A 15,427-nucleotide genomic window follows, 5' to 3' on the forward strand; every position below is an offset into this window, starting at 1 on the left:
GATGCTGCGGCGTACCCGACGCAACAACCTGCCAGTCGCCGACCTGAGCGACCTCCTCGGTGACCTCCCGACCCCGACCACGCCCGCCGCGACCCCCTCGAAGCCGGGGCGGACCCGGCCGGAACCGACGCCGCCGCGGCGCGGATGGTCGCGGCCGTTCGCCGGGCAGGCAGCCCGCGCCCCGCAGATCCCCGTCTTCCGGGCCTCCACCGGCCAGATGCAGGGCCTCTACCCGTGGCTGTACGGGCAGACGATGCCCCCGGCCGGCACCTACATCGGCATCGACACCCAGTCCGGAGGCAGCTTCTCCTGCCACCCCATCGAGTGGCTGCGCCTGCAACTGATCACCAACCCGAACTTCCTCATCACCGGCGTACCCGGCTCCGGGAAGTCCGCCACCATCAAGCTGCTCTGCTACCGGCTGATGGCCTACGGCGTGCGCGCCTTCGTCCTCGGTGACATCAAGAACGAGTACGCCACCCTTGCCCGCCACCTCGGCGTCGAGCCCCTCGAGCTCGGGCCAGGCCTCGGCAACCGGCTCAACCCCCTCGACAGCGGACCCCTCGGCCGCAACCTTCCCGGCGACACGGAGAAGCTCCGCGAGCGGCTGGACGAGATCCACCGCAGACGCATCACCCTGCTCTCATCGCTGCTGGTGATGCGCCTGGGTCGGGCACTGTCCCCGACCGAGGAGGCGGCCCTGTCCCTGGCCATCAAGCACGCCTCCGGCGAGGCCACCGGCGACAGCGACCTCACCGATCCGACCATCCCTGCCGTCTGGGCGCTGCTACGCGACCCACTGCCGGACATGGCCTCCGAACTGCGGGTCCGCGGCGACGACACCGGGGAACTGCGGGAGATGATCCGCCCGACGGCCGACGCCCTCGGCAACATGGTCCAGGGGTCGCTGAGCGGCCTGTTCGACGGGCCGACGACCATCCGCCTGGACTTCGACGCCCCTATCCAGACCGTCGACCTGTCCCGCATCGACGGCCGCGGCGATGAAACCGTCGCCATGACCCTGGCCTGCGTCTCCTCCTGGGGACAGGCCGCCATCGACGAACCCGACGGGCCCGTCCGCATGGTCATCCGCGACGAGCTCTGGCGGGCCATGCGCGTCCCCGCCATGATCCGCAAGGTCGACTCCGACCTGCGGCTGTCCCGCGCCCAAGGAACGATCCAGGTGCTCAGCACCCACCGGCTCGCCGACTTCGAAGCCGTCGGCCCGGCCGGCAGCGAAGAGGTCACCATCGCCAGCAACCTCATCGCCTCCTGTGACGTACGGGTCTGTCTGCGGCAGGACACCGCGCCGCTGGCCATGACCAAGGACCAGATCGGGCTCACCGACACCGAGTGCGCCCACATCGCCTCCTGGTCGGGCGAACACGTCGGCCGGGCGCTGTGGAAGATCGGCCGGCAGCCCAGCCAGATCGTGCAGACCATCCTCACCCCGCAGGAACGGCAGCTGTTCTACACCAACGAACGCATGGCGGTGTAGATGAGCGGCAACACCACGCGGCTCGGCGGGAGTCTCACCAACGGCTCTGACTGGGTGGTGGGAGCCGTCGTCGCGGTGGCCGCCGGGACCATGATCGGCATCTGGATGACTGGGCAGGTCGCCGGGCTGCTCGCGCTGCACTGGCCGGCGACCTCCCCAGCCGACGCGTATGGCATCGCTCTCGCCCTGCCCCGGCACCTCAGCGACCCTCGACTGGCCTGGCCACCACCCGCCCAAGGCCAGCTGCCGGGCCCGATCCGCTTCTACACCGCCGCGGTGCTCGTCACCGGCGCCCTCTCAACAGCAGGAGTGCTGCTGTGGCAGCGGTGGGGAGACGGACGCCAAGCCCGGGGGATGGCATCGCGGCAGCAGCTGCGGCGCACCCTCTCCGCCGAGGCCGTTCTGCGGGCGGCTCCACGCCTGCGGCCCGGACTGGACCACAAACCGGAGCTGACGGATGTCGCGGTGCCGTTGGGCGACGCCGGACCCATGCGCCTGCACGCGGGCCTGGAATCCTCCGTGCTCCTGGTCGCACCGCCCCGACAGGGCAAGACCAGCCAGGTCATCATCCCGTGGCTGCGTGGCTTCCCCGGCGCCGCCGTCGTCACCTCCGTACGTCCCGACGTCCTGGAGAACACCGCCACGCTTCGGGCCGGAACGGCGTGGGTGATGGAGCTGACCGGCGACCTCACGTGGCCGCACCGCATCGCCTGGAGCCCCATCGCCGGCTGCGACCGGTACGACATTGCTCGCAAACGGGCCGGCGTGATGATCCAGGTTGGAAAACAGGAGGGCACCGACGCCACCAACGCCGGCTTCTTCGGCATGACCGCCACCAACCTGATGGCCGCCTGGCTGCACACCGCCGCCCTCACCGGCCGGACCATGACAGACATCCTGGCCTGGTCGACCGACGACACCAACGACCAGCCCGTGAAGCTTCTGCGCGATGCCTACGGCGCCCGCGACGGAGTCCTGAAAATGCTCGACGGGTTCTACCGCCAGCCGCACACCACCCGGTCCAACCTGTGGGCCACCGTCCAGACCGGCACCAGTTGCCTCTTCGGCGAAGCGGCCCACCACGTCTTCGCCGGGACGGTCCACGAGTCCTTCGACATCGAGGCGTTCCTGCGCTCCGGCACTGACACCGTGTACCTGCTCGTGGACGAACAACAGGCCGAAGCCCTCGCTCCACTCGTCACCGCCTTCGTCGACGAGATCACCACCACTGCGAAACGCCTCGCACTGCGCGCCCCCACCGGCCGACTGGACCCGCCCCTGGGCCTGATCCTCGATGAGGTCACCAACGTCGTCCCGCTGCCGGACCTACCGCAGCTGATGTCCTACGCCGCAGGAAGCGGCATCTTCGTCACCGCCGTCCTGCAGAACCTCGCCGCCGCCGAACAACGCTGGCGGGCCGTGGGCCGCCGAATGCTCTGGGCCAACTCCACCATCAAGATCGCCCTCGGCGGCCTCGCCGGCGACGACCTCGACGACTTCTCCCAACTCGCCGGCACCTACCGCGAAACCCTCCTCGTCCCGCAGCGCAACGACCGTGGCGTCACCGTCCAGACCACCGTCACCGACCGCAAGACCATGTCCCCCGAAGCAATCCGCACCCTCAACGAGCAGCGCCGGGAGGCGCTGGTCATCCATGCCACCACCCCGGCCGTCCTCACCCGCATGGCCCGGCACTACGAGAGCCGACACGCCAAGGAGTACGCGGACGCGGTTCGCCACGCCCGCACCCTGATGGGCCACACCCCGGAGACCCCGCGATGACCATCGACCCACCGGCCGCTGCGGCAACAGACGCTCCTGTACGGCCGATCCGAGAGTGGCACGCCCTCACTACCGAAGAGCAGAGCGCCGAGTGGACGGCACTGGTCGGTTGGGTCACCTGGATCCACGACCTCTACGAACTCTCCCGCGAGGAGCGACTGCCGCTGTGCTGGCCACAGCATCCCGGGCTCGTCGAAGAACTCCGCAGCCTCAAGTTCTGGCGCGACGTCCTCTACACCAGCCGCGACAGCGCTGCCGCCCATTCTCCCCGCTCCTGGCACGGAGAACTGCGCCAAACCCTCGCTGCCGCAGGCAACTTCTGGGCACCGACCTGCCGGGCGGGTCACACCAGTGCCGCTCTGCTGAGCGAGGCGCACCCCGACCTTGCCCAGCGCTGGCACGCCCACGGGCCGCCGCTGATGGCCTCCAGCCCTGCCCTCGGCCCGGCCAGCAGCCTGCCCGACATGCTCGCCGACGCGGAGATGGCCACGGCCCTTGACCAGGGCGAGGCCCGGCCACACAGCCGCAGCATGCCCTACTACGCCCACCTCGCCGGCGCGTGGTGGACCCGCAGCAGCGACGGCGCGACGTGGCTTCGGTGTACCGACCCCGACCACCACGCCCACCTCGACGAAACGAGCGCCCGGATGCGCGCCGCCGACACCGTCCGCGACCAGCTCACGAAGCAGTAAGGACCCGCCATGAGTGACCTGATCATGCGCGCGGAGCAGGGCGTTCTCGGTGCCCTCCTCGCCGATCCGAACCAGCCCCTCATCACTGACAACCTCATCAGCGAAGACTTCAGCCACCCCGCCCACCGGGCCATCTACGGCGCCATCCTGGACATCCCCGCCACCGGCGGCGACCCCGGACGGATTGTTGCCGCTGTCGTCGCGATCGTCGACCGGCCCGACGTCGACACCAATCTGCTCGACGCTCTCGCCGCCGCCGCCCCGGATGACCAGCGGGTTCGGGCCTACAGCCAGATCGTCATCCAAGCCGCCTTCGACCGCGACACCATTGACTTCGCCGAGCCCTACCTCACCGCCGCGACACAGACCACCGATCCGGTCGCCCGGGACGCCCTCGCCCGCCTCGGCCAAGCCCTCACCGCCCAAGCGGAGATCTTCGCCCCCGCCAGCACGATCGATCCGGACCAAGCCCTGTCCCTACCCACAGTCGTGGCCTTGGCCGCCGCCGACCTGCACCCCGAAGACGCGATCATCGCCGACCTTCTACAGCACCCCGAACAAGCCCGCGACGTCGCCGCCTGGCTGACCTCCGACGTCTTCACGACAGACGAACGGCGCCTCACCTACGAACTCGCGGTCTCGATCGCCTATGACCACGACCCCATCGACGCCGTCATCCTCGCCTGGAACGTCGAACGTGCACGGGAGGTCCAATCACTCTGGGCCCCGCACTATCGGCTTCCAGAGACCCCGGGCCACTACACCCACCTCGCCCGGCTGGAGGTCACTGCCGTCGCAGTCGGGACCGCCGTCACCATCGGCCACGACCTGGTCTCCGAACACGTCACGGTCACGCTCACCCGCAGCGCCAGCGCAGCCGAGGCCGCCGCTACCGCCCGCTCCGCGGAAGTTGGTGGCTCGGTTGCCGGGCTGGAACCGCCTCTCGAGAACAGCCCAAACCACAACGCCCCTCGTATCGAGCTGTGAAGGGAGTGCCAGCCATGAACACCAACCCCGAACCCGCGACCACCATCAGCGCCGGCGCCCCGCCCCGCGTACCGCGGACCATGAGCCACGACGAGATGCGCCGGCACGAAGAGCAACAGCGGGCCAGCCGCCTCTCCCCGCGAGACCGACACCACATGTTCGTCCGCCACGACGATGTCTGGTGGATCGGCGACCACGACGGCTACGTCGAGATCACCAGCGAGGAGCAGAACCTCAGGCTCGATCAGTGGCACGAGCGGCTCAACAACGGCGCGCTCTGGGTCTGAGCCGTCGAGGCTTAGCAGCACGCTGCCTGTGGGTTGTCGGCGAGCGGTACAAGCGCTGAATCCGGTACTGACGGCTAGGCGTGTCTCCACCACTGCACCGCTCGACTAGTCGACACATCCATGCAACGATCAAACATGTGTTCGATACTTGGAGACTGTGAGTCAAGGGCGGTCCCCTAGGTCGCCTGCAGTTTGGCCCGTAACGGGTTATCGTCGCTGGTGGGGACGGTTGCGATGGCTATGAAGGCTAGGTCTGCGGATGTCGGACCGACGTGGGCGGCGTGACGACGGTTGTCGACGCCGGCATGATCGTGCCTGCGGCCCGTCGGCTGATTCCGGGGGCTCTGGCTGCACGACGGTTGACGTGTGGCTTGGCGCGGCGCGATGCGGCCGTACGCGCAAGGCTGTCCGCCCGGAAGGTGTTCCTCTTTGAGGAAGGTCTGCTTGCGGCGACTCCGGCTGAGGTGGAACGCCTGGCCGAGGCAGTGAGTTGCCGCCCTGATGAGTTGATCGACATCGTGCCAGGCCAGGAGACGCTTGCCGATCTGCGCTTCTTGATCGGGCTGACGCTGGCCCGCACGTCGGAGTTGTTGAAGGCATCTCACGCCGGTCAGGATCTGCGTGTGTCGGCGGAGGCGCTGTCTGCGCTCGAATGCGGTGAGTCGATGGCCGGCCGGGATTGGGTGGAGCCGGTGATGACCGGTCGCCTCTTGCCGCCGCTGGCAAAGATCTATCGGGTGCCGACCCGGATGGTTCTGGACGCGTGGATGCGCACCCGACCGAAGGATCCTGCGCCGGCGGTGGAAAGCGGAGGACGCAGGGGGCCGTCTCGGGCCGCTGCCGAGGCGTGGGCATCGCTCAATGAGCGGCAGCGCGTGTATCTGGGCGAGATCATGCGCGACGACCGGATGACCGAGACCGAGATGTGGATGCGTCGGCTGCAGCGGTTACCGGTGCCGCCTGCCGCCGAGTGGCGTCAGCTGCCGCTGGCCCTGAAAGCGGCGTCGTCAGAGCCTGGTCATACGCGTCTCCAGGAGCGGCTGCGCCGACGTGGGGTTCATGACCCGGGCGCTGGCCGGACCCTGCACGCCCTCGCTCGCCGGGGCCTGGTGATCGTGACCGAGGATGTCATCGATCATCCGGATGCCGGTGAGGTCGTTCGGATTGCTGTCAAGATCACCCGACGCGGACGGGCTGCCGCCCGGGCGGGTCTGGATGAGGCTGTCGAAGTGGATCACGAGCCGCATCTGTTGTCGGAGTGGTTGTGGGGCGTATTGGCCCGGGTCGCGGCGGCCGAGCCCGAGGGCCTGCCGGAGGACCGGCTGGCGGGCAGATCTTTGTTCTTTCTTGGCGTCGGTTATCGCAACGCGGCCGGTGGCCCGCCGAGCAGAGGGCTGATCGAGGCAGTGCCCGTGCTGGCTCCCGGCGGAACGCACGTGGTGGAGTTCCGTTGGCAGTTAACTGATCTCGGCCGGCGTCACGTCGTCGAGTTCGCGGACACCTATCGTCAGCGGTATCCGCGCGTGGAGTGCCCCGGACTCGAACGCCTCGTCGTCTGATTTCTGACACTGACCTCGACCGCTTTCGGGACCTCGTCTTGTCAGAGGGTGGGTCTAACATCCGCCTTCGTGACCCATGCTGTCGATGACGACGCGCGCACGTTAAGTGATCTTCATGTTCGCTACCTCGTGACCAAGGCGGCCCTGCATGCCGCGAAGGCTCTCACTGCTGCTGGGTGGAAGCCGGAGCGGCGGCTGGAGACCTTGATGGAGTGCCACGGGATTGTGCTGGCTGCCCGCGGCCCGGGAAGCCCGTTGCCGTTCGGCTGGTTCCGGCAGGCTCTTTCGGGTGACCTTGCGCAGCTACTGCCCGAGGGGGTGGAGCCAGTCGATCTCAAGGGGTTGCTCGTCATGGATCAGGACGGGCAGGTCACGGAGGACGCCTTCGATCTGGACTTCGAGCAGAGGATGCTGCTGCACACTCTGCGCAAACTCGATCGCAGCTCGGACATGCTCGCGGGTGTGCGCGAGCTGCGGGAGGAGGTGGAGCAGGAGACTGTGTATCTGGCGCTGAGCAAACAGGGCGTTCAATCGGTCTACGAAAACGGGCGTGCGGATCTGATCCGATATCCGTCCGGGCCGACCGATGAGCTGGCGGACTTGCGGCTGCCGCCGACCGTGGTCGAGTTCTACACCGACATCCCGTACGCCTCGATCCACCAGGGCTGGTGGTACGAGTGTCCTATCTGCCGGTGGCCGATGCGGCTGGCGTTGGCGAAGAGCGCCGGTGCGCTGGTGGGGTCGGCCCGATGCTGGCACACCCCGCACGCCGATATGGGGGCCTCGTACCTGTTCCGTCCGAGCGATGACGGTTCTGCTGCCGAACTCCTTCCCGAACCACGCCCGGACCGTCCCGCCACCCGCGAAGCGGTGCTGTTTCCCGACATCGATGTTGTTCCCCAGCCGATGCCGGCGGAGAACCACAAGGCGCTGGCCCGGGGCATCTGGCGATACACCACAGTGCCAGGGATTCCGGAGCTGGCGCTGCGGGACCGACTGGTCGAACGCGGGCTGAAGGTGAACCTGTGGCCGGCCCTGGACGCCTACGACCTGAAGGTGACGATCCCTGGCACCAAGACGTCCTTCAAGGTCGACGTCAAGGACTACACCTCGGCGACGACGCTCGCGAGCCTCATCCATGCGCAGGAGGGTGACCGCGGCGGCGCCGAATGGCTCGTGGTCCCGGACTACCGGGCCGGGCAGGTCCCCCTGTTGTCCGAGGTGTGCCAGAAGTACGACATGAAGGTGGCCACCGCCTCGGCCTTCGGTGAGCTGGTCTGCAAGCAAGCGGGGGTGAGGTGGGCATGAGCGACCCGACCGTGCAGACCAGCGTGGTGCACGCCGCCCTGGCACTGGCAGCCCACTATTTCCCACGCCGTATCCCCGGTGACGCACGTGACGCCGCCGGGTTCGCCGACGCCGCGTTCCTGCTGTCCGGGAAATACACGGTGTGGGACCGCTGGAGCAGGCTTACCCGCGACGAGAAGCAGCGGATCGCGCTGGTCGGATCGATCGCCCCAGCCGACCTGGCCGAGCATCGTGCCTTCTCGGTCGCCGCCCGCACCGCCCTCACCCCTTCCGATCCAGGTCCGGACGAGGAACAGGCACCCATCGCAGCCTTTGAGCTCGCCGGGAACAACCCGTTCAGGGCTGACGCCGCGTTTCCTCGCGTTGGCGGGAACCTGCTGGACTACGTCGATCGCCAGACCGCCCGGTTCCGGCGCCCAAGCGTCCGCCCGAAGCCGCCGGACTTCGCGGGCCCCGGAACGTGGAGTACCCCCACGATCTACGTCAAGGACGGCGGTCAGATCCACGGGCGGGTGCGGATCCCGCGCTATCCGCATTTCACCGAACCGTTCGCCCTCGACCAGCTGCCGCACGTGTCGACCGTCCCCTACACGCCCGAGCTGCAGATTCCCACGCACGAACTCCTGACGCTGGCCGCCCAGATCGACGAACGCTTCCCGCCGGACAAGCGGTTCCTGCACACCACGCTCACCGGCCTGGTCGACGTGCTGCAGACCACCGACGTCGTCTCGCCCCGTGAAGTTTTAACAATGTCGGCCGTCGGCCTGGAGATCTTCCACGCTCCCACCGGCACCGGCAAGAGCGTGCTGGTCCGGGTCATGGCCAGCTGGTTCGCCCTGCGCAACCTACGAGTCACGCTCGTGCAGCCGGACATCAAGTCCTGCCTGGCGATGACCTCGAACATCCAGGGCGACCTGGCCTATCTCCGAGAGCAACAGGACCTGGACCACACGCCGACGTGCGCGCACCTGATGTCCTCGAGCAGCATGCGCGAGCGGGCCGTCAAGCACGCTTCGCTGATCGACGAAGACCCCGAATCGCCCGGCGACTGGGGTCTACGCGGAGAACGCGACATCGACCCGCTCGCCTACGGATGCGCGCAACGCGAGTTCACCGAGTCCACCGGCGACTACCCGCCCGGACGTGAACCCTGCCTCTCGCTCGGCCGTCAGGGCGTCGGAGTCTCGGCCTGCCCGTGGATCCCGACCTGTAGCAAGTTCACCCCGGTCTACGAGGCGTGCGACGCGAACGTGGTCGTCATGAACCACTTCTATTTCCTGCAGGGCACCCTGCGGATCGGCGTCAATCTCGATGGCCGCCCCGTGCGGACCCTGACGGCTGCCGAGTTCGCGCTGCGTACCAGCCATGCCGTGCTCATCGACGAGGTGGATCAGTTCCAGTCGAGGGCCATCGAACGCTGCGCCAGCGACGTGAAACTGCACTCGCGCCGTCATTGGACCTCGGCCCCTCAGGAGATCGATACCGACGCGAAGCGGCTGCCCATCGACGACGAGAACGTGCTGCTGCCGTCGGTCAGCCACGTGCGGCTCATGGCTGAGTTCCTGCTGCTCAGCATCTGCCGCAACGCGCTCAAACTGCACGCTGCCGAGGACCAGCGCGCCGAGGAACGCATTCCCGATCAGACCAGCAGCCGCTGGCACATGGCGCGTGGCCGCGACCGCACACTGGCCCGACTGCTGTGGCCCGATTCCGATATCGGCGACGCGGGCATACCCACCGAGATCGTCGAGCGGATCAACGCGCTGATGCCTGAGCGCTACCAGCATGCCGACCGGCACGGACGCGCGAGCGGCGCGCTCGAACCGGTGTGGGCGGACGTCCAACGGGGCCTGAGCGCACTGGTAGGACCACGAGGCGAGAGCCTGCTTGACGCGGTCAAGCTCGAACTACACGAGTTGTTGGGCGACGTCATCAAGGACGGGCACCGCCGAGCCCAGATCATCAACCTGCTGGCGACCCGCGCGGTGATGATCGAACTCGACGAGGCGCTCGCAGAGGTCCGCAAGAACGCGCAGCGCTTCCGGTCGTCCGGGTTGCGCTCCGCTCAGAAGATCATCGAGCAGCTCCAGCACTCGGCGATCACCACCGTGATGCCGATCGGCATGCTCGGCCGCTCCCTGACCGGCTACCGGGTCACCGGCCTCGATGACAGGCAGAAGAGCGCCGAGCTGGTCGCCCAGACCATCGGCGGCGACCCGCACCTGTTCACCGCCGAACTCGGCGGGATCGTCTCGCTGAGCCTGGCCGGAACGCAACGGCCCGTCATGGGGCTGTCAGCGACGGCGTTCTTCCCGCAGGCCGTCCGCGAACACGTCCACGCCCCGGTCCGCTGGTGGATGACCGACGCACAAGCCCGCTCCATCCGCGCCCGGAAACGGCGTGTCGACTACGGCAAAGGGCACCCGCTGCTCGGCGAACCGATCAAAGTCTCGGGACTGCACACCAGCCGAAAACGAGACGCCCTGATCGAGCTCGGCGACCAGCTGTACGACCGGCATATCCGCCGGGAGCTGGAACGGGCAGCTCGCGAGGACTCCGACCGCGCCCACGTGCTCGTCGTCGCGAACTCCTACGAGCAGTGCGCCTTGCTCGCCCGCGGCATCGCCCAGTCCGGGAACTACCGGTCCGGACTGTGCGTGGCCGTGCGCGCCGAGGACCGGCACAGCCTCAATCCGGACCTGCCCCGCGAGAACCTCGCCGTCCGGCTGACCCAGGAAGAGTTCGAGACCTTCCCGGACCGGGGCAACATCCTGGTCGTGCCGCTGTCGCTGATCGCGCGTGGCCTCAACATCGTCAAGGGCATCCGCTCCGCGGTGCGGTCGGTCTACCTGTGCGTGCGGCCCCTGGCGTTGCTGAACGAGCCGTCCGAGATGTACGGGAGCATCAACGCAGCCGGCATGCGCGCCCTCCCCGCCGGTGGAAGCAGTGATCCCGTCGCCGCGCTCGCCGCCGCCCGCGACGCCGCGTGGGAGAGGCTGAGGCTGTTGCTGCGCTCGGCGAGCCAGTTCGCCTCCATGCAGAAATCCCTGCAGGAGGAAGTGGTCGCCGGCATGATCGTCGACCTCATCCAGCTCGCCGGTCGGGCCCGCCGTGGCGGTACCGAAGCCGTCCTGCACATGGTCGACTTCGCGTTCCACGAGGACACCTGGAGCGCTGACCTCGACACCATCCTGCGCCGCATTCACGCGAAGTGGCCGCCCGACGTGCGCAAACAGATGAACGACCTGTACGGCGAAGCGCTTAACGCATTCCTGTCGTACGCCGGAATCGACCCCAACGAGCCCACCGTGCTGGACGCTTTCCGAGAAGAGGACGAGTGACCCGACACCACCGCGAGCCCGGACGCTATCTCGACACGCTCGCGTACCGCTGCACCCCCGACCTCGTCGGCAACGACCGCGTGTACCTGAGAAACCTGGACGCCGAGACACGCACCCTGTGGGAGAACTTCGACCGCGCCTGCCAGAGGCGGTACGGCAACGACTCCGCCCAGGCCCCGTACTCGATCGCCACCACCGTGCTCAGCGTCCTCACCGGCGGATACGTCTACTTCGAGCCTGGTGGGCCCCAGCCGTTCCTCGCATCACGGGAGCGGATCGACGACAAGCTCCTGTGCCGGGTGTTCACCCTCACCCACGGGCTGGCCCAGGGTATAGCGATCCACGAAATCGACCTGCGGCAGCCGCCGGAGCTGGCACAGAAGATCGCCGACACTCCGGAGAGCGAGGTCTACCTCGCCGAGCACGTCCGGCCGCAGACCGGCAATCAGCCCGTCGCCCCGAACTGGGTGTTCCGCACCATCGCCTGGGGCCTGGCGCAGAAGCTGGCCGGCCCCTGGACGGTCCGCGAAGGCCTTGCCATCCCACTGCGGCCAGACGTCACCGGCGGGTTGATCGCTCTCGACGACCCCTGGGAAAATGACCAGGGCGGCCGGTACGCACTGTCACGTACCGCCCTCACGCTGCAAACGGTGCCGAACATCGCCACCCCCGTACTCATGGTGACCTCCCGGGTGACCCGGATCTCGGACTCACTGATCTACAGCAGGACCGTGCTGGCGGTCCAGCCCGGTGACAACCGCCCGGTCCTCGAAGTGGGCCTGCACGGCGGCGGCGGCGCCCGCACCATCAGCCGCTACGCGCTCGAGGCGCTCGGACGCCTCGAGATGGACTACTCCGTCCTGCAGGCCATCGCGACCCGCTCGCAGGCCGAACAGCGCATGCGCGCCGAAGCCATCGCCGAGGCAGGCAAGGACCGCAGGCCCACCCTGAGCTTCTCCCGTGAACGCCCTGCCCAGATCTGGCCCGTACTGCCGAAGAGCCGGCCGTTCCCCATCGGCGTCGGCACCGGCATGCACCACCTGCGGGTCCTCAACGAGCACGTCCTGGGCCGGTTTGAGGGCCGGGCAGAGCCACTCATCGCGCGCGCCACCACCATGGCTCTGCCGCACCGACCGACTGACCCCGAGCGGGTGCCCAAGGCGGAGCTGGACCGCCGCAAGGCAGAACGCGAAGCCACCGGGTCCAAGAAGGCTCTGCGCGGCAAGGGCAGCGCGTTTCCCGAGCCCGCCTCCATCGCCGCCGCAGTCAAAGCGGCCGGCTTCACCAAGCTGCGCCTGGTCTGCCTCTGGTACCGCGACGAAACCCGGCTGCGGATGATCGCTGCCCTCGCCAAGACGTACGGCCTCGAGACCGAGGGCCTCGACCCGCACGACGGCGAAGAGATCGATCTCTTCGGCGGGACGATCACCGCCGTCTTCCACCTCGCGGCGAACTTCCTGGCGCACGGTAGCCCGAACGGCCGGACCAAGGCACTGAACCCCGCCGCCGCGGCACTCGACACCAGCGGCGACGTCCTGATCGGTGCTTGGTGCGAAACCCACATCCCCACCACCGAGGACATCCCAGGCCTCAAACCCGCCGAACTGGAGGAAGCGGACGCGAAGCCACAGAGCAAGATGATTCTGGCGAGCAAGGACATCGCTAGCCAGTACCTGCTCGGCAGGAACGCCAACGGCATCATCGAGCCAAAGGACCCCGACCACCCGGCAGAGATGGCGCTGCTCGACCTCTACCGCTCGCTCGGCATCATCGACGACCGCATCGCCAACGCCCTGCGTCCTGAGAAACGACACGCGGGGTACGGGGCCGACCGTATCGCCCACGTCGGCTTCCACATCCGCCAGCAGAACAAACGCAAGGGTGAGAAGAGCTCTCCCAGAACGGTCGTGACCGCGACCGCGTTGATCCCGCCGCCGACGCCAGGCGACGTGTGGCAATTGCTCGGCTGGAGCTCGACTGTCGCCTCATGGCAGCCCTACCGCCAAGCCCAGAACCAGTTCCACGAGACCGAATACCCGCAGGAGACCGGCGGCAAGAAGTCGTACCGTCAGCGCTGGGACGACGTCGGCGACGTCGTCGAACAGGCACTGCAGGACCTCGCCGAGGACCTCGATGGCCGGCCGTACGTCGTCACCGTCGACGAGGACAGCGCCCGCCGCATCTGGGATGGGTTGCAGAACAGCAAGCAGGGCAGCCAACCCGGAGAATGGAAGAGTAAGCGGTGGCTGCCGGGCTACAGCCTGCAAGACGATGAACGCCCCGACGCGATCATCCGCGTCAACATCGCCGACGACAGAGTGCCCCCACCGATCGCCTACACCCACGTACTCAGCACAAAAGACGCCGTACGAGAAGGCGAGACGACCAACGCTCTCTACGAGATTGAGACGGACTTCGGCACGCCGGTCTGGGTCCTGTGCAACGTGCCGCGCAACTACGACGGTGGCAACTCGGGCCGGCTCGGCGCGAAGTACACCAGGTGGGACGCCAAACGGTCCGTTATCTCCGAGAACCGCGAAGAACGCCGCAAGAGCGAGATGCCCGAACCGTGGTACTCGATGACCGCTACCGAGATCTACCCCATCGCCCTCAATGACCGTGTCTCTCATGAGGCACTCGCGGTCGCCACCGCTCAGCTCTGTCACCAGACCATGTATTGGTCCGGCCGCGCCCGCTACCCAGTCGCACTGCACGCGGCCATTCAGATGGACGAGGGCCATCCTCAATATCGCCGCACAGCACAAGCGTCCGATGAGGAGGAAGACGGCCCGGGACGATAAGTAGCTCCTGCGTCAAGTCCGGGGTGTGCATTCGGTGCCTGAGTCTCGGTAGACGACACCGGACAGGCGTCGTTCTCGTACGCAGAGGGATCGAGGCCGCCGTCGCCGGCGGCCTGCGCCCGTGCGCGCCTCCACTAGGTGCCCGAATTGACCCAATGCTATGCGTAAGCTGCATTGGTCCGCCCGGCTCACTGTCGCTACACGTTGACGGCCGGTGTAACCCAACCGAAAGGTAAGCACGTGAGGGCCGTCATCGCTGTCGCCGGCATGGGCAGCCGCTTCTTCCCGATCGGCAAAACGATCAACAAGTGCATGCTGCCGATCCTCAACCAACCAGTCGTCGCCTACGCGGTCGCTGACTGCGTCGCCGCAGGCACCCGTGAGATCGCGATCGTCACCGCCCCCGGCGAGATCGGCCGCCAGGTGCGTCATTACTTCACCGAAGACCACGACCTGAAGGACTACTTCACCGCACGCGGCTGGCAGGACAAGTACGCGTCCGTCGTCGACCTGCACAGCCAAGCCGACTTCACGTTCATCGAACAGCCGCGCGACGACCGTTACGGCACCGCGCTGCCCGCGATCGTCGCCGCTGACTTCATCGCTGGCGACGACTTCCTCCTGGTGGCCGGCGACGACCTTTTGCTTCGCAACGACGGCGGATCGGACCTGGCCGACCTCGCCGCGGCCCGGGTCGCCGCCGGAGTGCCGGCTGCGCTCGCCGCCGCCACGGTGCCCGGCGCCGAGGCCCACCGCTACGGCATCCTCCACCCGCGAGCATCCGAGGGTCATGAACTGCTCGACGAGCTACTAGAGAAGCCGCACGACTACGACGAGCCGACCGCGTACATCAACATCAGCCGTACCCTGCTACCCGCTGACGCGGTGGCCTACTTCCAGGAGCTGATTCCGGCTGCCAACGGGGAGTACCAGGCCACCGACGCCGTCATCGCCTTCGCCCGCGACAACGACGTACTGATCCACCCCGTCACCGGTGAGTACCATGACTGCGGCAGTCCCGCCGGCTGGCTCGCGGCCAACAACGCCGCAGCCATGCCCTAGGCCTGACCGGTCCCGGTCGTACAAGCGCCTTCAGACCGGCTAACCCGGCGGCGGAAACGCTGCCCGTCTGCGCGTGCCGTGACCCTCCACGCCGGCCAGTCTCACAGGAG

Annotated in this window: 10 protein-coding genes; all 10 read left to right on the forward strand. The window is 67.8% G+C overall.

Annotation, left to right across the window (positions count from 1 at the left end):
• Window position 1 precedes the first annotated feature (1 nt).
• The 10 genes from AB0I89_RS22020 to AB0I89_RS22065 all read left to right on the forward strand — a co-directional run bounded on the left by AB0I89_RS22020 (window position 2) and on the right by AB0I89_RS22065 (window position 15,317).
• Entirely contained in the window at window positions 2-1,498 is a 1,497-nt protein-coding gene (locus tag AB0I89_RS22020) for a type VI secretion protein (protein WP_357129691.1), read from the forward strand.
• Window positions 1,499-3,280 carry a type IV secretory system conjugative DNA transfer family protein gene (locus AB0I89_RS22025; RefSeq protein WP_357129694.1) on the forward strand — a complete coding sequence of 594 codons (1,782 nt, stop codon included), beginning with the start codon at window positions 1,499-1,501 and terminating at the stop codon, window positions 3,278-3,280.
• On the forward strand, window positions 3,277-3,972 hold the full coding sequence (locus AB0I89_RS22030) for a hypothetical protein (RefSeq protein WP_357129697.1): 696 nt from the start codon (window positions 3,277-3,279) through the stop codon (window positions 3,970-3,972). Before AB0I89_RS22025 ends, AB0I89_RS22030 begins: the two co-directional genes overlap by 4 nt.
• Window positions 3,973-3,996: 24 nt before the next feature.
• On the forward strand, window positions 3,997-4,959 hold the full coding sequence (locus tag AB0I89_RS22035) for a DnaB-like helicase N-terminal domain-containing protein (protein ID WP_357129700.1): 963 nt from the start codon (window positions 3,997-3,999) through the stop codon (window positions 4,957-4,959).
• Between the two features lie 14 nt (window positions 4,960-4,973).
• Window positions 4,974-5,246 (forward strand): hypothetical protein, encoded by a 273-nt coding sequence (locus tag AB0I89_RS22040; protein WP_357129703.1) that lies wholly within the window; start codon window positions 4,974-4,976, stop codon window positions 5,244-5,246.
• 281 nt (window positions 5,247-5,527) lie between these two features.
• The gene (locus tag AB0I89_RS22045) at window positions 5,528-6,805 is read left to right on the forward strand and encodes a hypothetical protein (protein ID WP_357129706.1); all 1,278 of its coding nucleotides are present in this window, start codon (window positions 5,528-5,530) and stop codon (window positions 6,803-6,805) included.
• Between the two features lie 69 nt (window positions 6,806-6,874).
• Entirely contained in the window at window positions 6,875-8,113 is a 1,239-nt protein-coding gene (locus tag AB0I89_RS22050) for a hypothetical protein (RefSeq protein ID WP_357129709.1), read from the forward strand.
• Window positions 8,110-11,454, forward strand: a complete 3,345-nt coding sequence (locus AB0I89_RS22055; RefSeq protein WP_357129712.1) for a hypothetical protein — start codon at window positions 8,110-8,112, stop codon at window positions 11,452-11,454. The genes AB0I89_RS22050 and AB0I89_RS22055 overlap by 4 nt, the downstream gene beginning before the upstream one ends.
• Window positions 11,451-14,255, forward strand: a complete 2,805-nt coding sequence (locus tag AB0I89_RS22060) for an RNaseH domain-containing protein (RefSeq protein ID WP_328654487.1) — start codon at window positions 11,451-11,453, stop codon at window positions 14,253-14,255. Before AB0I89_RS22055 ends, AB0I89_RS22060 begins: the two co-directional genes overlap by 4 nt.
• 240 nt (window positions 14,256-14,495) lie before the next feature.
• On the forward strand, window positions 14,496-15,317 hold the full coding sequence (locus AB0I89_RS22065) for a sugar phosphate nucleotidyltransferase (RefSeq protein WP_328654486.1): 822 nt from the start codon (window positions 14,496-14,498) through the stop codon (window positions 15,315-15,317).
• Window positions 15,318-15,427 lie beyond the last annotated feature (110 nt).

The organism is Micromonospora sp. NPDC049801 (genome assembly GCF_040656575.1).
Lineage (GTDB): Bacteria > Actinomycetota > Actinomycetes > Mycobacteriales > Micromonosporaceae > Micromonospora.

Excerpts from the sequence above, each read along its gene's own strand:
- AB0I89_RS22040 (WP_357129703.1), top strand. The coding sequence starts at position 4,974 with ATGAACACCAACCCCGAACCCGCGACCACCATCAGCGCCGGCGCCCCG.
- AB0I89_RS22055 (WP_357129712.1), top strand. The coding sequence starts at position 8,110 with ATGAGCGACCCGACCGTGCAGACCAGCGTGGTGCACGCCGCCCTGGCA.
- AB0I89_RS22025 (WP_357129694.1), top strand. The coding sequence starts at position 1,499 with ATGAGCGGCAACACCACGCGGCTCGGCGGGAGTCTCACCAACGGCTCT.
- AB0I89_RS22035 (WP_357129700.1), top strand. The coding sequence starts at position 3,997 with ATGCGCGCGGAGCAGGGCGTTCTCGGTGCCCTCCTCGCCGATCCGAAC.
- AB0I89_RS22030 (WP_357129697.1), top strand. The coding sequence starts at position 3,277 with ATGACCATCGACCCACCGGCCGCTGCGGCAACAGACGCTCCTGTACGG.
- AB0I89_RS22020 (WP_357129691.1), top strand. The coding sequence starts at position 2 with ATGCTGCGGCGTACCCGACGCAACAACCTGCCAGTCGCCGACCTGAGC.